This window comes from Curtobacterium sp. MCBA15_008 (genome assembly GCF_001865065.1).
Classification (GTDB): Bacteria; Actinomycetota; Actinomycetes; order Actinomycetales; family Microbacteriaceae; genus Curtobacterium.
Genome location: NZ_MJGN01000023.1, coordinates 110243 through 128934, shown reverse-complemented (window position 1 = coordinate 128934; position 18692 = coordinate 110243). Strand labels below are relative to the sequence as shown.

General features: G+C 70.8%; 18 protein-coding genes. 5 read left to right on the top strand and 13 right to left on the bottom strand.

The features are described from left to right. Positions 1–29: 29 nt before the first annotated feature. Positions 30–236: a hypothetical protein gene (locus BIU96_RS11175; RefSeq protein WP_071292676.1), complete on the bottom strand. Its 207-nt coding sequence runs from the start codon at positions 234–236 to the stop codon at positions 30–32. Between the two features lie 107 nt (positions 237–343). On the opposite strand from BIU96_RS11175, the gene BIU96_RS11170 reads away from it, so the two are divergent. The 3 genes from BIU96_RS11170 to BIU96_RS11160 all read left to right on the top strand — a co-directional run bounded on the left by BIU96_RS11170 (position 344) and on the right by BIU96_RS11160 (position 2514). Then, complete coding sequence (locus tag BIU96_RS11170) at positions 344–817, top strand: hypothetical protein (RefSeq protein WP_071292675.1); 474 nt, start codon at positions 344–346, stop codon at positions 815–817. 171 nt (positions 818–988) lie between these two features. Then, positions 989–1624 carry an exonuclease domain-containing protein gene (locus tag BIU96_RS11165; protein WP_139199967.1) on the top strand — a complete coding sequence of 212 codons (636 nt, stop codon included), beginning with the start codon at positions 989–991 and terminating at the stop codon, positions 1622–1624. Between the two features lie 131 nt (positions 1625–1755). After that, complete coding sequence (locus BIU96_RS11160; RefSeq protein WP_071292673.1) at positions 1756–2514, top strand: GntR family transcriptional regulator; 759 nt, start codon at positions 1756–1758, stop codon at positions 2512–2514. Between the two features lie 18 nt (positions 2515–2532). On the opposite strand, the gene BIU96_RS11155 is transcribed toward BIU96_RS11160, so the two are convergent. The 11 genes from BIU96_RS11155 to iolC form a co-directional block, all read right to left on the bottom strand. After that, positions 2533–2940: a tautomerase family protein gene (locus tag BIU96_RS11155; RefSeq protein ID WP_071292672.1), complete on the bottom strand. Its 408-nt coding sequence runs from the start codon at positions 2938–2940 to the stop codon at positions 2533–2535. Positions 2941–3063: 123 nt separating this feature from the next. After that, on the bottom strand, positions 3064–4266 hold the full coding sequence (locus tag BIU96_RS11150; protein ID WP_071292671.1) for a Gfo/Idh/MocA family protein: 1203 nt from the start codon (positions 4264–4266) through the stop codon (positions 3064–3066). Then, positions 4263–5375, bottom strand: a complete 1113-nt coding sequence (locus tag BIU96_RS11145; RefSeq protein WP_071292670.1) for a transaldolase family protein — start codon at positions 5373–5375, stop codon at positions 4263–4265. Before BIU96_RS11145 ends, BIU96_RS11150 begins: the two co-directional genes overlap by 4 nt. Beyond that, positions 5372–6241 (bottom strand): sugar phosphate isomerase/epimerase family protein, encoded by an 870-nt coding sequence (locus tag BIU96_RS11140; RefSeq protein WP_071292669.1) that lies wholly within the window; start codon positions 6239–6241, stop codon positions 5372–5374. The genes BIU96_RS11145 and BIU96_RS11140 overlap by 4 nt, the downstream gene beginning before the upstream one ends. Continuing rightward, positions 6241–7302: a Gfo/Idh/MocA family protein gene (locus tag BIU96_RS11135; RefSeq protein ID WP_071292668.1), complete on the bottom strand. Its 1062-nt coding sequence runs from the start codon at positions 7300–7302 to the stop codon at positions 6241–6243. The genes BIU96_RS11140 and BIU96_RS11135 overlap by 1 nt, the downstream gene beginning before the upstream one ends. Positions 7303–7347: 45 nt before the next feature. After that, positions 7348–8301: a sugar phosphate isomerase/epimerase gene (locus BIU96_RS11130; protein WP_071292667.1), complete on the bottom strand. Its 954-nt coding sequence runs from the start codon at positions 8299–8301 to the stop codon at positions 7348–7350. Positions 8302–8333: 32 nt separating this feature from the next. Further along, positions 8334–10241 carry a 3D-(3,5/4)-trihydroxycyclohexane-1,2-dione acylhydrolase (decyclizing) gene (gene iolD / locus BIU96_RS11125; RefSeq protein ID WP_071292666.1) on the bottom strand — a complete coding sequence of 636 codons (1908 nt, stop codon included), beginning with the start codon at positions 10239–10241 and terminating at the stop codon, positions 8334–8336. Continuing rightward, entirely contained in the window at positions 10238–11158 is a 921-nt protein-coding gene (gene iolB / locus BIU96_RS11120) for a 5-deoxy-glucuronate isomerase (RefSeq protein ID WP_071292665.1), read from the bottom strand. The genes iolD and iolB overlap by 4 nt, the downstream gene beginning before the upstream one ends. Positions 11159–11166: 8 nt before the next feature. Next, positions 11167–12675 carry a CoA-acylating methylmalonate-semialdehyde dehydrogenase gene (locus BIU96_RS11115; protein ID WP_071292664.1) on the bottom strand — a complete coding sequence of 503 codons (1509 nt, stop codon included), beginning with the start codon at positions 12673–12675 and terminating at the stop codon, positions 11167–11169. Then, entirely contained in the window at positions 12672–13661 is a 990-nt protein-coding gene (locus BIU96_RS11110; RefSeq protein ID WP_071292663.1) for a class I fructose-bisphosphate aldolase, read from the bottom strand. Before BIU96_RS11110 ends, BIU96_RS11115 begins: the two co-directional genes overlap by 4 nt. After that, a complete protein-coding gene (gene iolC, locus BIU96_RS11105) occupies positions 13654–14664 on the bottom strand; it encodes a 5-dehydro-2-deoxygluconokinase (RefSeq protein ID WP_071292662.1) in 1011 nt (336 codons plus the stop codon). The genes BIU96_RS11110 and iolC overlap by 8 nt, the downstream gene beginning before the upstream one ends. 133 nt (positions 14665–14797) lie before the next feature. Between iolC and BIU96_RS11100 the strand changes: the two genes are divergently transcribed. Continuing rightward, entirely contained in the window at positions 14798–16069 is a 1272-nt protein-coding gene (locus BIU96_RS11100) for a DNA recombination protein RmuC (protein ID WP_071292661.1), read from the top strand. Between the two features lie 357 nt (positions 16070–16426). On the opposite strand, the gene glpX is transcribed toward BIU96_RS11100, so the two are convergent. Then, a complete protein-coding gene (gene glpX / locus BIU96_RS11095; RefSeq protein ID WP_071292660.1) occupies positions 16427–17416 on the bottom strand; it encodes a class II fructose-bisphosphatase in 990 nt (329 codons plus the stop codon). Between the two features lie 160 nt (positions 17417–17576). On the opposite strand from glpX, the gene fbaA reads away from it, so the two are divergent. Next, positions 17577–18605 carry a class II fructose-bisphosphate aldolase gene (gene fbaA / locus BIU96_RS11090; protein ID WP_071292659.1) on the top strand — a complete coding sequence of 343 codons (1029 nt, stop codon included), beginning with the start codon at positions 17577–17579 and terminating at the stop codon, positions 18603–18605. Positions 18606–18692 lie beyond the last annotated feature (87 nt).

Genomic DNA, 18692 nt, shown 5'->3' with positions numbered 1-18692 from the left:
GGCCGACCCGTGCCTCCAGGCCGGCACCGTCAGAACTGGTCCGCCCAGCTCGCCATGGCCGACGCCACGACGCTGGCGAACGCTGCGGACCCACCGGTGGTGACCGCGACGGCGACGGCGGCACCGATGGTGACCAAGCCGACGCCGAGGCCGACCGCTCGTCGCGCCGTGTGCGGCGCTGCGTCGACGACCTCGGACCGGGCCAGCAGCTCGTCGAGGTCTCGTGGTTCACCCATGACCGCAGCGTACGACCGCGGACGGCGCGAGGGAACTGCCGCGTCCGGGGCACACGCGGGCTCGGGACGTGGGAGCGTGGTCGCGACGACAGGGATGGAGGTCCTCGATGTGGTTCGAACGTGACCGGCGCGGTGTGCACTCGATGGGCATGGACGCGCGTGGCCAGCGGCGGTACTTCACCGCGGAGACGATCGCGGCGGTCGAGGACCTGCCGACGGCCGAGCTCGAGGCCCTGCACGACGCACTCGCCGAACTCGAGGCCGACGTCCTCGTCGACTACGACCCGGAGGACGAGGCGATCGACCACGGCGTCGAGGACGACTTCCGGATGGTCCTGCCGCCGGCCGACGTCGCGTTCCCGACGATCACGGCGGACACGGCCGAGGGCTTCGTGGCGGCCGTCACCGCGCACGTCGAGGGACTGCCGAAGCGCTGGCGACTCGATGCCTCCGCGCTCGCGTTCGAGCTGGTCGGCACGACGCTCGCGCCGTACCGGGCGGAGCAGCGGGCCCGGCGGAGCGCGACCTGGCGCCTGACCGCCCGTCGACAGCGGGGGTCTCGCCGGGTCCGCCGTCACTGAGGAGCGGGCGCGGTCCGCCGTCACTGAGGAGCGGGCGCGGTCCTCCGTCACTGAGGAGCGGGCGCGGTCCTCCGTCGCTGAGGAGCGGGCGCGGTCCTCCGTCGCTGAGGAGCGGGCGCAACGCCGACCCGGGTTCCGGCGATGTCGGCGCTGCGTGCGACGATCGGGAACGTGCCGTTGAACTTCACCGCGATCGACTTCGAGACCGCCAACAGCTCGCCCGCCAGCGCCTGCTCGGTCGGACTCGTCAAGGTCCGCGCCGGCAAGGTCGTCGAACGGGCATCGTGGTTCATCCGACCACCGCTCGGGCACGACGCCTTCCTCGAGTGGAACACCCGCATCCACGGCATCGTCGCCTCGGACGTCCTGCACGCGAAGTCGTGGGAGCAGCAGTACCCGGACATCGTCGCCTTCGCCGAGGGGGACGTCCTCGTCGCGCACAACGCCCGCTTCGACATGGGCGTCATCGCGGGCGGCTGCTCGGCCACCGGCATCGCCCTCGCCGAGCACCACTCGATGTGCTCGCTGCAGGTCGCGCGGAAGACCTACACGCTCGACTCGTACCGGCTGCCGATGGCGGCGCGGGCTGCGGGGTATGAGGGCTTCCAGCACCACGACGCAGCGGCCGACGCCGAGGCGTGCGCCGCGATCGTCGTGCACGCCGCAGGACACCACGGGACGGACACGGTCGAGGCGCTGGGCGCGGCCACCCGCGTCACGATCGCTCCGGTGCGGGTCCGGGCCGAGAAGCCCCGCTCGGCGGCGCAGCCACGGCTGTCGAACCGCCCGATGATCTTCGCCGACTAGGACGATCCGGGCGGGGCGACACCCATCGCACGCGCCCGATTGCCGCGGACCCCGGTGGTATTGTCACGACATTCCCTCGGCACCGTTGCCGAACGCACGGCGCCGCACGCCGCACTCCCCGAAGGACCGCGATGACCAACGATGGCCAGCTGCCGTCCGACCTGTTCATGGACCTGGACCGGTCGGGTCCGATGCCCCTGTACTTCCAGGTCGCCTCGCGCATCGAGGAGTCGATCCGCTCCGGCGCGATGCCGCCGGGGGCGCGACTCGAGAACGAAATCGCACTCGGTGAGCGACTGGGGCTGTCCCGCCCGACGATCCGCCGGGCGATCCAGGACCTCGTCGACAAGGGGCTGCTGGTGCGCCGCCGGGGCATCGGGACCCAGGTCGTGCACGGCCCGGTCACCCGCAAGGTCGAGCTGACGAGCCTGTACGACGACCTCGCCCAGGGCTCGCAGGGGCCGGCGACGACGCTGCTCGAACGCAACGACGTGCCGGCGTCGGACGTCGTCGCCGAGGCGCTCGGCGTCGAGCCCGGCACCACGGTCGCGCACATCCGTCGGGTGCGTTTCGCCGAGGACGTGCCGATGGCCATCCTCGAGAACTACCTGCCCCCGGAGTTCCTCGAGATCACCGACGAGGACCTGCAGGCCCACGGCCTCTACCAGCTCCTCCGCAGCCGCGGCGTCACCATGCGCGTCGCGAAGCAGCGGATCGGCGCCCGCGCCGTGACCGACGAGGAAGCGAACCTGCTCGAGATCGAGGACGGCGACCCCGTGCTGACGATGAGCCGGACGGCGTACGACGCCTCGGGGCGTGCGGTCGAGTACGGCGTGCACTGCTACCGCCCGGACCGCTACTCGTTCGAGGTCACGCTCGTCGACAAGTAGGCCGGACGGCCGCAACGGTCAGGCAGGCGACGGCACCCCGAGCTCGACCGTCACGTACTGGGCCCGCCCGAACCCGAAGGACCAGTCCTGCGGTCCGTTCTCGACGTAGCCGATGAAGACGTCCTCGGACGCGACACCGACGGCCGCCAGCGCGTCGTGGATCGCCGCGTAGAGCGCCGTCTTCGCCTCGTCGGTGCGGCCGCGCTGCGTGAAGACCTGGATCACGATGACGCCCTCGGTCCGCTCGAACCCGAGGCCGGCGTCCTCGGCGATGATCTGCTGCGCGGGGTGCTCGGTGATGACCTGGAACCGGTCGCGCAGGGGGATGCCGTAGACGTCGACGATGGCGGTGTGGATCGCATCGGCGATGGCACGGACGGCTTCCGGGGTGCGCCCGGTGGCGAGGTCGATACGGACGAGCGGCATGGTGCCTCCTGCAGTTCGGGACTTTGTCCTGACAAACTAACATGGATCGGACGGTGACCACCAGACAGACGGGAGGCGCGGTGCCAGCTGGCACCGCGCCTCCCGTCCGTCTGGGGCGACCGTCTAGAGCACGGGTGTCGCCGCCGCGTAGGTGAGCGGTCCGTCGACGCGCGCGACGTCGTGCCACGCCCCGTCGGCGAGCGAGGCCTCGGCCGCTTCCACGATCGACGCGGCCGCCAGCCCGTCCGCGACCGACGGCGCCAGCTGCTCACCACGACGGACGCTGGCGACGAACTGCGCCGCTTCGATCGTCTTGAGGTCGTCGTAGCCCATGGCCGTGCCGGCACCCGGCTGGAACCGGGCGAACTCGCCGTCCCCCGGCGCGACGTAGTGGGTCGCGTACCCGTCCACTTCCTGCCCGTCGAGGTACACCTCGAGCTCGTTGAGACGCTGGAAGTCCCACCGCACAGACCCCTTCGTGCCGTAGACCTCGAAGGTGTACTCGGCGTGCGGGCCGCGCATGACCCGGCTGGAGTCCATCGTGCCGACGGCGCCGTCCTCGAAGCGGAACAGCAGCGCGGCGTAGTCCTCGTTCTCGACCGGTCCGAGCTCACCCGTGGCGGCTGCGCTCCGGTCGACGATCCCCGCGCCCGGGCGCGGTCGCTCGGTGATGACGGTCTCGGCGAGCGCGCTCACGCTGGCGATCCGTCCGACCACGTACTGCGCCAGGTCGAGGCCGTGCGACAGCAGGTCTCCGAGGACCCCGGAGCCCGCACGCTCACGCTCGAAGCGCCAGGTCAGGGGTGCGGCGGGGTCCGACGAGTAGTCGGCGAGGAGCGATCCACGGACGTTCGTGATCCGTCCGAGCCGGCCGCTCCGGACGAGCTCGCGTGCCCGTTCGATGGCGGGTGCGTGCCGGTAGTTGAACCCGACGCTCGTGATGACGCCCGCGCGCTGCACTGCTTCGTGGATCTCCCGCGAGTCGCTGGCGTACCGACCCATCGGCTTCTCGATCCAGAACGGCTTGCCCGCTGCGGCCGCGGCGACGGCCATCTCGCGGTGCAGGAAGTTCGGCGAGCAGATCGAGACGACGTCGACGGCCGGATCGGCGAGGACCTCGTGGTAGTCCGCGACCGCGCGCTCGTAGCCGAGGCGTGTGACCGCCTGCTCGCGCGCCGCTTCGATCGGGTCGGCGGCGACGACCAGCCGGGGCTGCACCCCGAGCTCGGGGAAGTGGTCGGGCAGGGCTCGGTAGGCCCGCGAGTGCAGTCGCCCCATCCAGCCGACCGAGATCAGCCCGACGCCGATGGTGTCCAGGCTGGTCATGCGGCCGGGACGAGGATGTCGCGCACGAGGGCGTCGAGCTTGGCGTCCGCGTCGAGGAACTGCCGGAGCGTCGTGACCGTTGCCCCGAAGCGGTCGAACTCGTCGATGGTCATCCCGTCGACGTCGTAGCCGCGGGCGAACTCCGGTGTCGCGGCACGGAGCGCGTCGAGGACGTGTGCGGGGACCTCGTCGTCGATGGCGCCCGGTCGGAACGGGACCGCGTTGTCGTTGATGTCCTTCGACCACTGGAACGGCGGCGAGACCACGAGGTCACCGCCCTGGAACTCCGACCACTGCAGCGCGTTCCGGAAGGCGGCGACGAGCACACGTGAGCGGAACCCGCGCTCCTGGAAGACCCGGTACGCGTTCTTCACCGCGGCGACGCCGGCCCACTCGAGGTACCCGGGGTCGATCATGACGTGGTCGCGCTTGACGACGGTCTTCAGCCAGTCGTCGAACCGGCCGGCCATCAGCGTGACGACGTGACCGAACTCCTGGTCGGGCAGTCCGTCGGCGGCGCGACGGTCGAGGGCCCGCTCGATGGCCTCGCCCACGGCGACGACCTGCGGCACCGTGAACGACACGGTCGCGTTGATCGAGACACCGCGGTACGCGGCCTCCTCGATCGCGGCGATGCCGACCTTGGTCGCGGGGATCTTCACGATGATGTTCGGAGCCAGCCCCGAGAACCGCACCGCCTGCTCGACGAGGGCGTCGCGATCACGGTGGAGGCGCGGGTCGGTCTGCATCGACAGCCGCCCGTTCCGCCCGCCGGATGCCTCGAACGCGGGCAGGAGCTGCGCTGCCGCGGCGATGGACAGTTCCTCGACGGCCTTCCACCCGATCCAGGACTCCCCCGCGGTCGGGTGCTCCTCGGCGATCTGCCGGATCCGGGGCTCCCACGTCGCCGGGTCCTGTTGGATGCACGTGTACGCGATCACCGGGTTGCAGGTCGCACCGACGGCGCCGTACTCGTGGATCGCCGTGGACAGTTCGCGCGGGTCCGCCGAGTCGTTCCAGAGCGCGGTCACGGTCTGCGACGCGGCCTGCAGGGTGACCGGACGCGTGTCGGTGTCCGTGGACGCCGGTGTGGCGAGGGTGTCGGTCATCGGTGGAGTCCCTTCTTGATCGTGTCGAGCTGGAAGCGGGAGACCTCGTCGGCGTTCTCGTCCTCGGCGAAGACGCTCGACACGGCGACGGTGTCCTCGCGGGCAGTGAACCCGACGCGGTCGAGCGCGGCCCAGAACGCGTCGAAGTCGACGTCCGCCTGACCGACCGGCAGGTGCTGGTGCACGCGGACCGGGTTGCCGGGCGGGTTCGTGATGTACCGGAGGCCGTGCGACCGGCGGTGGTCGTACGCGTCGGCGACGTGGACCAACTGCAGCGAGTCACCGGCGGCGTCGATGATCTCGTCCATGTTCCCGCCGTAGTGGAAGGTGTGGCACGCGACGTAGACGAACCCGACGTGCTTCGAGTTCAGGCCTCGGATCACGCGGAGCGCCTCGAGCCCGTCCTCGACGAAGTCGTCGGGGTGCGGGTCGATGAGCACGCGGATCCCGGCGTCCTCGATGATCGGCAGGAGTTCCTCCATCGACCGGTAGAAGGCGTCCTCGGACTCCTCGGGGTGCTCCGGACGACCGGAGAACTCCGTGTTGATCGTGTCGACGCCGAGGCGCTTCGTGATCTCGATGACCCGCTTCCACTTCTGCACCGCGGCCTCGCGGGCGTCGCGGTCGGGGCCGGACCAGCGGAGCACGGGCAGCACGCTCGCGACCTGCACGCCCGCGGCGGAGCACGCGGCGGCGAACGCGTCGACCAGGTCGTCGTCGGCCTTGGGGTGGCGGTAGAACGGGATGAAGTCCTTGTGCGGCGTGAGCTGCAAGTACTCGTACCCGAGGTCGGCGACCTTCTGCGGGAACTCGAGCAGGGACAGGTCGTGGTGGTACGGCGTGGGGTCGAGGGCGATCTTCGGCATCAGGCCCCCGCGGCCGTCGCGAGTGTGGTCGAACCGGTGTCGTAGAACGCCGGCTTGTCCGTGGCGTAGGTGACCTGTTCGAGCGCGCCGGACTGCTGCGCGCGGACCGCGACCTCGGCGACGACGGACGCCGTGTAGCCGTCCCAGGCGCTCGGCCCGTCGATCCCGCCCTGCTTCGCGGCGTCGACCCAGCGCTGGACCTCTTCGTCGTAGGCGGCGCCGAAGCGCTCGACGAACGACGGCGTGACGCCCTGCCCGGAGACCCCCTGCGACACCAGGTTGAGCGACGTCTCGCGACCGATGTACGCGACACCGGACTCGAAGACGGCGTCGGTCGTGACCTGGTACCCGAACTGGGCGTTCACGTTGATCTCGACGATCGCCATCGTGCCGGACTCGGTGGTGAAGAGCACGAACTGGGGCTCCGGCAGGTCGGCCGGCGCCAGGGAGTTCTTCCGCGGCTTCTTCACCTCGACGCTCGTGATCGCCTCGCCCGTGATGAACGGGATGATGTCGATCTCGTGGATCACCGAGTCGTGGATGAGCATCGACTCGCTGAAGTTCGGCGGGGTCGTCGGGTTGCGGTGCGCGTGGTGCAGCGCGAGCAGGGCGCCGTTCGCCCCCGACTCGCGCAGGGCGCGGAGCTCCTGGTAGCCCTTGTCGAACCGGCGCATGAACCCGACCTGGATCTTCGGGCGGTCGGACGTCCCCTGCTCGAGCTCGACGATGCGCAGGGAGTCCTCGGCGGAGGTCGTCAGCGGCTTCTCGCACAGGACGGCGAGTCCGCGCTCGATGGCCGGCACGAGGACCGGCTCGTGCAGGAACCCGGGCGTCGCGACGATCACGGCGTCGATCGGGGTGCGCTCGAGGGCGTCCTCGAACGACGCCGCGGTGATCGCGCCGGGCGCCTTCTCGGCGGCGGCCGTGGCACGCGCGGTGTCGGGGTCGACGATCGCGACGACGTCCGCCCCGGCGATGGTCGAGGTGATGCGACGGATGTGGTCGCTGCCCATGGCGCCCGCGCCGACGACGGCGACGCGGAGGTTGTCAGTGGTGCTCATGGTGTTCTCCTGTGGTGGGTGACGCTGCGTGGACGCGCAGCTGCGTCAGGACGCGCGGGCGGCGGACGTGGAACCGAAGATGTGCTGGAACGTGCGCTCGGCAATCGGACCGGGAGCGTCGACCGAGCAGCCGTACATGTCCTGCTCGACGATGCCGAAGACGTCCGGGTTGATCGCGGCGACGGCCTCGATGATCGGGGCGAGCGCGGGCGTGCCGTGCGGCGGCTCGGTCATGATGCCCTGCGAGACGGCGGTGGCGAACGGCACGTCGTTCTTCAGGACGTCGAACAGCAGGTCGGTGTCGACCTGCTTGAGGTGCAGGTAGCCGATCCGCTCCGGGTGCTCCGCGATGAGCTTGAGGTTGTCGCCGCCGTAGTACGCGAAGTGTCCGGTGTCGAGGCAGAGGTTCGTGTACTCGGGGTTCGTGACCTCGAGGAAGCGCACGGTCTCCTTGTAGGTGCCGACGTGGCTGTCGGCGTGCGTGTGGAACTGCTGGTGGACGCCGTACTCCTCGAGCAGCGCCTTGCCGAGCTGGTCGTGGCCCTTGCCGAGACGCTCCCACTGCTCGTCCGTCAGCGTGCGGGACTCGAGGACCTCTTCGGTGGCGTCCGAGCGCCACAGGTCGGGGATCGTGACGAGGTGCTCGGCGCCGAGCTTCGCCGCCAGGCCCGCGACCGCGACGGCCTGGTCCCACGCGCGCTGGAACTGGTCGTCCCCCTTGTGGAACCCGGTGAACACGGTGCCGGCGGAGAGCTTGAGCCCGCGGGACTCGAGCTCGTCCGACAGCTGCGCGGGGTCGGTCGGCAGGTACCCGTACGGGCCGAGCTCGATCCACTCGTACCCGGCGGCGGACGCCTCGTCGAGGAAGCGCTGCCACGGCACCTGCTTCGGGTCGTCGGGGAACCAGACTCCCCACGAGTCGGGCGCGGTGCCGATGCGGATCGAGGCCGGTGCCGCGTCGGTGGACGGGCTGCCGATGGGGGTGGCGGTGTCGGTCATGACGTCGCTGTCGCTTTCTGTCTCAGAGGGTTTCAACCGAGCAGCGGACGCTGCGCGGCGACCTGCTGCTCGTACTCGGCGCGGGCGGCCTGCGTGCTCTCGAGCGTGGAGGTCTGCGCGACCGGCACGTCCCACCAGCCGTCGCCCTCGGGGGCGTAGACGAGCGGGTCCGAGTTGATGTGCACGAGGGTGGTGTGGTCGTTCGCCTTCGCCTGGCGCACCGCGGCCTTGAGGTCCTCGATGCTGTCCGGGCCGGGCTGCACCTCGATCACGTCGACGCCGTACGAACGGGCGTTCGCTGCCAGGTCGACGGGCAACGGATCGCCGTTGTCGAACGACTGCGTCTCGTCGAGGTAGCGGTACCGGGTGCCGTAGCGCTCGGAGCCGACGGTCTCGGACAGGTGCCCGATCGACGCGTACCCGTGGTTCTGGATGAGCACGACGATGATCTTGATGCCCTCGGCCACCGCGGTGACGAGCTCGGTGTGGAGCATCAGGTAGGAGCCGTCGCCGACCATGACGATGGCGTCGCGGTCCGGGGCGCCCCGCCGCACGCCGATGCCGCCGGCGATCTCGTAGCCCATGCACGAGAACGCGTACTCGACGTGGTAGCCGAGCTCGTCGCGCACCCGCCAGAGCTTGTGCAGGTCGCCGGGCAGTGAGCCGGCCGCCTGGATGACGACGTCGCGCGGGTCGGAGACCGACTGCACGGCGCCGATGATCTCCGGCTGACCCGGCAGGGCGTTGCCGGTCGGCGCGAACGCGCCGTCGACCGCCGCGTCCCACGCCGCCTTCAGCGAGGCGATCTCGTCAGCGTAGGTGGGGGCCACGACGTACGCCGTGTCGGCGGCGAGCGCCGCCGTCAACGCGACCAGTGCCTCCCGGGCGTCCGCGATCACGGGCAGCTGCGTGCCGTGCTTGTAGGCGTCGAACGGCGCGACGTTGACGTTCACGAACGTGACGTCGGGATTCTGGAAGGCGGTGCGCGACGCCGTCGTGAAGTCGCTGTACCGGGTGCCGATGCCGATCACGACGTCGGCCTGGGCGGCGATGGCGTTCGCGGCCGCGGTGCCGGTCGCGCCGATGCCGCCGAGGGACTGCGGGTGGTCCCAGACGAGCGAGCCACCACCGGCCTGCGAGGTGCCGACCGGGATCCCGGTGGCCTCGACGAAGGCGCGGAGCTCGTCGGCGGCGTCCGAGTAGAGGACTCCGCCGCCGGCGACGATCACCGGACGCTCGGCGGCGCGGATCGCGGCCACCGCGCGCTCGAGCGGGCCGCGCTCGGGCAGCGGACGACGGATGTGCCACTCCCGGGGCTGCAGGAACGCGACGGGCACCTCGAGCTCCTCGGCCTGCACGTCCTCCGGCAGGGCGATCGTGACCGCTCCCGTCTCGGCCGGGTCCGTCAGCACGCGCATCGCGGCGAGCGCGATGGAGAACAGCTGCTCCGGCCGCTCGACCCGGTCGAAGAACCGCGACAGCGGACGGAACGCGTCCGTCACCTGCACGGAGGTGTCGTGCGGCATCTCGATCTGCTGCAGCACCGGGTCGGTCGCGCGCGTCGCGAACGTGTCCGACGGCAGCAGCAGCGCGGGCAGCCGGTTCGTCGTCGCGAGGGCGGCACCGGTGAGCATGTTCGCGGCTCCCGGGCCGACCGACGCCGTCGCCGCGTAGGTCGCCCGGCGGCGGTGCATGCGCGCGTAGCCGACGGCCTCGTGCACCATCGCCTGCTCGTTGCGCGCCTGGTGGTACGGCAGCAGGCCCGGCTGCTCGACGTGGAGCTGCTTGATGGCCTGACCGAGACCGGCGACGTTGCCGTGCCCGAAGATGCCGAAGATCCCCGGGATCGTGCGCTCGCGGACGTGGCCGTCGACGGTCCACTGGTTCGCCAGGAACTCGACGAGTGCCTGGCCGACGGTCATCCGGCGCGTCTCGCTCATCGGGAGGACTCCTTCTCGTAGGGCAGTCGTGGGTCGATCGGTTCCGACGCCCACGCCTGGCGGACCCAGCCGTGCGCCGGGTCGTCGGTGATGTTCCAGACGCGCTCCGGGTCGGGCCCGGCCATCACGTTGAGGTAGTACATGTCGTAGCCGGGTGCGGCGACGGCGGGCCCGTGCCAGCCGTACGGCACCAGGGCGACGTCGCCGGTGCGGACCTGGCGGAACTCGTCGATCGCGCGGTCGTCCGAGGCGTACGTGCGGTGCAGCGCGAACGGGTCGGCCGTCGCCGGAGCGATCTGCTCGAGACCGCGGGAGACCGCTGCCTCGTAGTAGTAGATCTCCTCGAGGTTCGACTCCGCACCGGGCACGTTCGTGTCGTGCTTGTGCGGCGGGTACGACGACCAGTTGCCGGCCGGCGTGATCACCTCGCACACGATGAACTTGTCGGCGTCGAGCGCCGCCGGGGTGCCGAAGTTGTGCACCTGCCGGCTCGACTGACCGGCGCCGCGGAGCTCGACCGGCACGTCTTGCCGGCCCACGTACGTGGTCGGCTTGACGGTGTCCGTGGGGGCCTCCGCGACCGCGAACCGGCCGGTGCCGGTGATCGTCGCCGCAGTGCCCGAGCCGAGGTACAGGACGTCGGTCGGTCCGTCGAAGACGCTCGCGCGCCCCTCCAGGTCCTGCTCGCCGTCACCGGCGGCGCCCCGGTACGCGACGTGGAACGACCCTGCCAGCGGCACGACGATGCGCTCCACGGCGTCGGCCGGGAGGCGCAACTCGCCCCCGTCGGTCAGGCTGCCGGTCCGGAGACCGGTGTGCGCCCACCCCTCGATGCGTCCGTCCACCACGTCGGTCCAGCCCGCCTCGGGGCGGGAGCCGGCGGGGACGAACCACTGGTCGTGCTGTTCGTTCGCCATGCTGCGGCTCAGCCGTTCGACGGGAAGCCGAGGTTGATGCCGCCGTGCGACGGGTCCAGCCAGCGGCTCGTGATGGCCTTCTGGCGGGTGAAGAAGCTCACGCCGTCCGCGCCGTACGCCTTGTGGTCGCCGAACAGCGAGTTCTTCCAACCGCCGAACGAGTAGTACGCGACCGGCACGGGGATCGGCACGTTGATGCCGATCATGCCGACCTGCACGTCACGCTGGAACCGACGGGCGGCGCCGCCGTCGTTGGTGAAGATCGCGGTGCCGTTGCCGTAGGCACCCGAGTTGATCAGCTCGAGGCCCTCCTCGTAGGTGGCGACGCGGACGACGCTGAGCACCGGACCGAAGATCTCCTCGGTGTAGACGCGGCTCGTGGTGGGGACCTGGTCGATGAGCGTCGGGCCCAGCCAGAAGCCGTTCTCGTCGCCGTCGGGTCGGACGGTGCGGCCGTCCACCACGACCACTGCGCCGTCCTGCTCGGCGACCTCGATGTACGAGGCGACCTTGTCGCGGTGCTGCTTCGTGACGAGCGGACCCATGTCGCACCCACGACGACCGTCGCCGATGCGCAGGGTCGCCGCGCGCTCGGCGATCTTCTGGATGAGCTCGTCGGCGACCGGCTCGACCGCCACGACGACCGAGATCGCCATGCAGCGCTCACCGGCGGACCCGAAGCCCGCGTTGATCGCGTTGTCGGCCACCAGGTCGAGGTCGGCGTCGGGCAGCACGAGCATGTGGTTCTTCGCGCCGCCGAGGGCCTGCACGCGCTTGCCGTGCTTCGTGCCGGTCTCGTAGACGTACTGCGCGATGGGGGTGGAGCCGACGAACGAGATCGACTCGACGTCGGGGCTCGTGAGCAGCCCGTCGACAGCGGCCTTGTCGCCGTTCAGCACGGTGAAGACGCCGTCAGGCAGCCCGGCCTCCTTGAACTTCTCGGCGAGCCAGATGGCGGCCGACGGGTCCTTCTCGCTCGGCTTCAGCACGACGGTGTTGCCCGCGGCGATCGCGATCGGCAGGAACCAGAGCGGCACCATCGCCGGGAAGTTGAACGGGCTGATGATGCCCACGACACCGAGCGGCTGCCGGATCGAGTAGACGTCGATGCCGGTCGAGACCTGGTCGGAGAAGTCGCCCTTCATCAGGCTCGGGATGTTCGTGGCGAGCTCGACGACCTCTTGCCCGCGGGCGATCTCGCCCAGCGCGTCGTCGATGACCTTGCCGTGCTCGGACGTGATGATCTCGGCGAGCTCGGCCTTGTCGCGGTTCAGGACCTCGCGGAAGGCGAAGAGGATCTGCTGGCGCTTCGCGAGCGACAGGTTGCTCCACGCCGGGAACGCGGCCTTGGCACTCGCGATCGCCGCCTGGATCTCGGACTCGTCGGCGAGGGCGACCTGCTTCGTCGCCGCGCCCAGCGCCGGGTCGTACACGGGCGCCGTCCGGCCCGACGTCGAGTCGACGCGAGCGCCGTCGATCCAGTGCCCGACGGTGGTGGTCGTGTCGGTGAGCGTCATGCGTTGCTTCCTTCCGGGATGGACGAGTCCATGGTGGTGGCGCCCGCGAGCCGAGCGGCTGGGTCGTGGGCATCTGTGGAGAACCCGCCCCGGGCCTCCTGGCTGTGGACGAGACCGGCGGCCACGTCCACGGCGGCGGCGACGTCGCCGTCCGACGGGTAGAGCAGGGTGCGACCGACGACCAGGCCACGGACGCCGGGCAACGCGAGTGCGTCCGCCCACTTCGCGTACGTCTCCATCGGCCGCGACGCGGGGTCGCCGCCGAGCAGCAGGGTCGGCAGCGTCGTCGCCGCCATCACCCGCTCCATGTCGTCGACCACGGGGATCTTCAACCAGCTGTAGGCGCTGGACTCCCCCAGGCCCGCCGCGATCGCCATCGACGTGATGACGGCGTCGGCACTGAGGTCGTTGACGACCCGGCCGTCACGCCACTCGGACATGAAGGGCTCGAGCATGATCGGCAGTTCGAGCGCGGCCGCCTCGCTGACCGCCCGCGCGGTGGCCTCGAGCGTCGGCGCGGTGCCGGCGTCGGCCAGTGCGACCCGGACCAGCAGCTTCGCGAAGTCGAGTCCCGACTCCTTGATGGCCGATGCCGAGTAGGCGGTGTAGCGGTCGTCCATCTCGAACGTCGCGCCGCGCAGCCCACCGCGGTTCATCGAGCCGACCACGACCTTGCCGTCGAGGGCGCCGAGGAGCGCGAGGTCCTCGAGGATGTCCGGCGTCCCGAGGACCCCGTCGACGCCGGGCCGACCGAGCGCCGTGACGAGTCGTTCGAGCAGGTCGTAGCGGTCGGCCATCGCGGACTGGTCGTCCCGCACGGCCAGGGCGCCACGCGCCGGGTGGTCGGCGGCGACGATGAAGAGCTTGCCGTCGTCGGCGAGCAGCTCGCGCTTGCGGCGGGCGTCGAGCGTCCGCTTCACCAGGCCGGGCTGGCTGGCGCGGATGTCCCGGAGGCGCTGGAAGTCCGCGGTGCTGATCTCAGGCATGGACCGTCTCCTCGGTGTGGTTGGTGCCGTCGGCGGGGTTGGCCGCGATGAAGGCGTCGATCTCGTCGCTCGTCGGCATCGCGGTCGAGCACTCGAACCGCGTGGCGACGATGGCGCCGGCGGCGTTCGCGAAGGCGAGGATCCGCTCGAGGTCCCAGCCCTGCAGCAGGCCGTGGGTGAGCGCCCCACCGAACCCGTCGCCCGAGCCGAGCCCGTTCACGACGTCGATGTGGTGCGGCCGGAACTCGACGAACGCGTCGCGGGTCTTCGCGAGCACGCCCTTCGGCCCCTGCTTGACGACGGCGATCTCGACCCCGCGCTCGAGCAGGGCGTCGGCGGCGCGCACCGGATCGGTCTCGCCGACCGCGACCTCGCACTCCTCGCGGTTCCCGACCGCGACGGTGGCGTGCTCGAGGGCGACGGCGACCTCGCGCGTCGCGGCCTCGGGGCTCGACCAGAACATCGAGCGGTAGTCCAGGTCGAGCACGGTGTGCTGCTTCGTGGAGTTCTGCGCGGCGCTGCGCGCTTCGTACGCGACGTGGTGGGCCTGCCGGCTCGGCTCTTCACTGAGGCCGGTCACCGTGGTCCAGAAGACCCGCGCGCGCTCGATCTCGTGCAGCGGCAACGACTTCGCCGTGATCATCAGGTCCGGTGCCTTCGGCGCCCGGTAGAAGTACAGCGGGAAGTCGTCCGGCGGGAAGATCTCGCAGAACGCGACGGGGGTGTTGAGGCCGTCGACCGTGCTGACGAACTCGTTCGCGACACCGAACTCGGGGAGCGTCCGGGCGATGTAGCGTCCGAACGGGTCGTTGCCCGTGCGGGTGATGACGGCGGCGTCCGCGCCGTGGCGGGCTGCGGCGATCGCGACGTTCGTGGCGCTGCCGCCGACGGACTTCGAGAAGGTCGACACGTCCTCGAGCGGGCCCGTCTGCTGGGGGTAGATGTCGACGCTCACGCGACCCATGGTGATCACGTCGTAGGCGTGGGGAGCTCGGTTCGTCATGCGACGTGGTGGACCTTCCGTGCGGCTTCATCGGCGGACGAGCACGACTGTACACCTTGTTTGCCCTAATGTCATGACATGGCAAGAGCGGGCCTGGAGGCGCGGTGTCGGTGGGTCCTGTCAGGGTCACGACATGCAGATCCTCGCCCTGGTCATCGGTCTCGTGATCGGCATCGCCGTCGGTGCGGTCGTCGCCTGGTCGCTCGCGCGGTCGCGCGCCGGCGTCGACGCCGCCTCGGCCCGCGCCACCGCCGAGGCGCTGCGCGGCCAGCTCGACGCCGCCCGACACGACGCCGAGGAACGGCTCGACGCGCAGGACGCGCAGTACCGCCGGCAGGTGGACTCCCTCGAACGTCGGTCCGCCGAACTCGAGCACCTCGTGCAGCGCATGCACGGCGCCGACGCCGCACGGTCGCAGAACGAGTCGAAGGTGCTCTCGGCGCTCAGCCCGGTGGCGCAGACCCTCGACACGATGCGCGCCAAGATCGCCGAGCTCGAGCAGTCCCGCAGCGAGCAGTACGGCGCGCTGTCGGCGCAGCTGCGGTCGGCCGCCGAGTCCGAAGAACGCCTGCGTGCCACGGCGGACACCCTCGCCAGTGCCCTGTCGTCGAACAGCACGCGGGGCGTCTGGGGCGAGACACAGCTCCGCAACGTGGTCGAGGCCGCCGGCCTGCTCGAACGGGTCGACTTCGACGTGCAGTCCTCCGTGACGACCTCGGTCGGCGTCGCGCGTCCGGACATGGTCGTCCACCTGCCCGGCGGCAAGACCATCGCGGTCGACGCGAAGGTGCCGTTCACCGCCTACCTGCAGGCCGCCGAGATCCCCGCCACCGCCACCGGTGCCGAGGGCGCACGGCGCGACCAGCTGATGGCGCAGCACGTCAAGGCGCTCCGTGCGCACGTCGACGCCCTGGCCGCGCGCGAGTACTGGACCGGGTACGACGCCTCCCCCGAGCTGACGGTGGCGTTCATCCCGTCGGAGTCCCTCGTGTCGAGTGCCCTCGCCGCCGACCCGGGGCTGCTCGACCACGCGTTCCGGAAGCGGATCGCCCTGGCCTCCCCCGTGACGCTGTGGTCGGTGCTCAAGACCGTGGCGTTCTCGTGGCAGCAGGACGTCGTCTCGCAAGAGGCGCACGAGCTGTTCCGGGTCTCCCGCGAGCTCTACGGTCGGCTGTCGACGATGGCCGGGCACGTCGACAAGCTCGGGCGATCGATCCGTGGGTCCGTCGTCGACTACAACCGCTTCGTGGGGTCGCTCGAGCGGCAGGTGCTGCCGAGCGCCCGACGGCTGTCACTGCTCGACGAGTCGAAGGTCATCGCCGACCCCGCCTCGATCGAGGACGAGCCGCGGCTGCTCACCGCGCCGGAGCTCGTCGGCGCCTCCGACGCGCACGACGCCGACTGACGCGGCGCCCGGCGCCCGCGGCGCGAGCCGCTCGCCGCACCACGCGCCGCGCGCGGCCGACCCGCCGCTTCGAACCACGGATCCGACGTCGAACCAGCCTTGCAGGCCGGTTCGACGTCGGATTCGTGGTTCGGTGGGCCCGCCGTCCCCAGGCCGCGTCCCGCGTCGCGAGGCGCCGCCCGACAGTCCGAACCGCGGCCCCGGGCGCGACTTGCACCCACACACGAACAACGCGCCCCGTGGTGACGGGGCGCGTTGTTCGTGCAGGGGTGCGACTTGCGTCGGACGCCGACGAACGTCGGACGCCGACGAGCGCCGGCGCTGGCCGGGCCGCGCCCGGCCGCGCGCGTCAGCGGATCAGAACCACTTCTCGGCGCGGTGGTCCGCCTGGATGCGGCGGATCGTGTTCGACCGCGACCGGAGCACGAGCGAGTCCGTGTGGATCACGCCGCGCGAACGACGGACACCGTCCACGAGCACACCGTCGGTGACACCCGTCGCGACGAAGAACGTATTGTCGCCCGTGACCAGGTCGTCCTGGTCGAGCACCTTGTCCAGGTCGTGCCCGGCCGCCACCGCGCGCGAGCGCTCCTCGTCGTCCTTCGGCTGGAGCTTGCCGAGGATCACGCCACCGAGCGCCTTGATCGCGCAGGCCGTGATGATGCCCTCGGGGGTGCCACCGACGCCGACGCACATGTCTATGGTCGACCCGGGCAGCGCGGCCGCGATGCCACCGGCGACGTCACCGTCGAGCAGCAAGCGGGTACCGGCACCCGTGGCACGGATCGCGCGGATGAGTTCGTCGTGGCGGGGACGGTCGAGCACAGCGACGACCATGTCCTCGAGGTCCTTGCCCTTCGCCTTCGCCAGCGCGCGGATGTTGTCGCCGATCGGCTTCTCGAGGTCGAGGACCCCGCGGCCCTCGGGCCCGGCGGCGATCTTGTCCATGTAGAACACGGCCGACGGGTCGTACATCGAACCGCGGTCCGAGACGGCCATGACGGAGATGGCGTTCTGGCGACCGGCGGCGGTGAGCGAGGTGCCGTCGATCGGGTCGACCGCGATGTCGCAGGCCGGGCCGTGCCCGTTACCGACGTGCTCGCCGTTGTAGAGCATCGGGGCGTTGTCCTTCTCGCCCTCGCCGATGACGACCACACCGTCGAAGTTCACCGTGCCGAGGAACTTCCGCATCGCGTCGACGGCGGCACCGTCCGCGAGGTTCTTCTCACCCCGGCCGACCCACGGCTGCGCCCGGATCGCGGCGGCCTCGGTCGCACGCACCAGCTCGAGCGCGAGGTTGCGGTCGGGCTGCAGGAACAAGGAGCCGGTCTCAGTCGTCGGAGTCACACCCTGAGCCTACCGACAGCCGGCCGAGCGGCCGTCCGGACCGGACGCCCGTGAACGCATGTGCACTGCCCCGCGGAACGGGCGCGCGTAACCCGCACCGCGCCTCCAGTGGGTCTGACTACGATCGGCGGGGACATCACCGAAGTCGAAGGAGATCCACGTGCCCATCGCAACGCCGGAACAGTACGCCGAGATGATCGAACGAGCGAAGGCCGGCAAGTTCGCGTACCCCGCCGTGAACGTGTCCTCGTCCCAGACCATCAACGCGGTCCTGCAGGGGCTGCAGGAGGCCGGCTCGGACGGCATCCTCCAGGTGACCACGGGTGGCGCCGACTACTTCGCCGGCCACACCGTGAAGAACCGTGCCGCCGGCGCCCTGGCGATGGCGAAGTTCGCGCACGAGGTCGCCAAGAACTACGACATCACCGTCGCCCTGCACACCGACCACTGCCCGAAGGACGCCCTCGACGGCTTCGTCCTGCCGCTCATCGCCGCGAGCGAGGAAGAGGTCCGTGCGGGCCGCAACCCGATCTTCCAGTCGCACATGTGGGACGGCTCGGCCGTGCCGCTCGACGAGAACATCGAGATCGCCAAGACGATGATCGAGAAGACGCGGAACATCAACGCGATCCTCGAGGTCGAGATCGGCGTCGTCGGCGGCGAAGAGGACGGCGTCGAGCACGAAGGCACGAACGACGCGCTCTACACGACCCCGAACGACGTCGAGAAGGTCGTGGACGCACTCGGCCTGGGCGACAAGGGGCGCTGGATCGCCGCGCTCACCTTCGGCAACGTGCACGGCGTCTACAAGCCGGGCAACGTGAAGCTCCGCCCCGAACTCCTCGGCGAGATCCAGGCAGCGGTCGCCGCCAAGCACGGCACCGGCGAGAACCCGCTCGACCTCGTCTTCCACGGCGGCTCCGGCTCGACCGACGACGAGATCCACGAGGCCGTGCGCAACGGCGTCATCAAGATGAACATCGACACGGACACGCAGTACGCGTTCACCCGGTCGATCGCCGACTCGATGTTCCGCAACTACGAGGGCGTGCTGAAGATCGACGGCGAGGTCGGCAACAAGAAGCAGTACGACCCGCGCGCCTGGGGCAAGGTCGCCGAGACCGCCATGGCGGCCCGCGTCGGCGAGGCCGCGAAGGTGCTCGGCTCGGCCGGTCACACCCAGGGCTGAGACCCACTCCACAGCCTGGAGGCACGGGGCGCGTCCGACGGACGCGCCCCGTTCTGCGTCCGGTCGCCTCCCCTGCATGCCACGATG

Excerpts from the sequence above, each read along its gene's own strand:
- BIU96_RS11175 (WP_071292676.1), bottom strand. The coding sequence starts at position 236 with ATGGGTGAACCACGAGACCTCGACGAGCTGCTGGCCCGGTCCGAGGTC.
- BIU96_RS11170 (WP_071292675.1), top strand. The coding sequence starts at position 344 with ATGTGGTTCGAACGTGACCGGCGCGGTGTGCACTCGATGGGCATGGAC.
- BIU96_RS11160 (WP_071292673.1), top strand. The coding sequence starts at position 1,756 with ATGACCAACGATGGCCAGCTGCCGTCCGACCTGTTCATGGACCTGGAC.
- BIU96_RS11155 (WP_071292672.1), bottom strand. The coding sequence starts at position 2,940 with ATGCCGCTCGTCCGTATCGACCTCGCCACCGGGCGCACCCCGGAAGCC.
- BIU96_RS11150 (WP_071292671.1), bottom strand. The coding sequence starts at position 4,266 with ATGACCAGCCTGGACACCATCGGCGTCGGGCTGATCTCGGTCGGCTGG.
- BIU96_RS11145 (WP_071292670.1), bottom strand. The coding sequence starts at position 5,375 with ATGACCGACACCCTCGCCACACCGGCGTCCACGGACACCGACACGCGT.
- BIU96_RS11140 (WP_071292669.1), bottom strand. The coding sequence starts at position 6,241 with ATGCCGAAGATCGCCCTCGACCCCACGCCGTACCACCACGACCTGTCC.
- BIU96_RS11135 (WP_071292668.1), bottom strand. The coding sequence starts at position 7,302 with ATGAGCACCACTGACAACCTCCGCGTCGCCGTCGTCGGCGCGGGCGCC.
- BIU96_RS11130 (WP_071292667.1), bottom strand. The coding sequence starts at position 8,301 with ATGACCGACACCGCCACCCCCATCGGCAGCCCGTCCACCGACGCGGCA.
- iolD (WP_071292666.1), bottom strand. The coding sequence starts at position 10,241 with ATGAGCGAGACGCGCCGGATGACCGTCGGCCAGGCACTCGTCGAGTTC.
- iolB (WP_071292665.1), bottom strand. The coding sequence starts at position 11,158 with ATGGCGAACGAACAGCACGACCAGTGGTTCGTCCCCGCCGGCTCCCGC.
- BIU96_RS11115 (WP_071292664.1), bottom strand. The coding sequence starts at position 12,675 with ATGACGCTCACCGACACGACCACCACCGTCGGGCACTGGATCGACGGC.
- BIU96_RS11110 (WP_071292663.1), bottom strand. The coding sequence starts at position 13,661 with ATGCCTGAGATCAGCACCGCGGACTTCCAGCGCCTCCGGGACATCCGC.
- iolC (WP_071292662.1), bottom strand. The coding sequence starts at position 14,664 with ATGACGAACCGAGCTCCCCACGCCTACGACGTGATCACCATGGGTCGC.
- BIU96_RS11100 (WP_071292661.1), top strand. The coding sequence starts at position 14,798 with ATGCAGATCCTCGCCCTGGTCATCGGTCTCGTGATCGGCATCGCCGTC.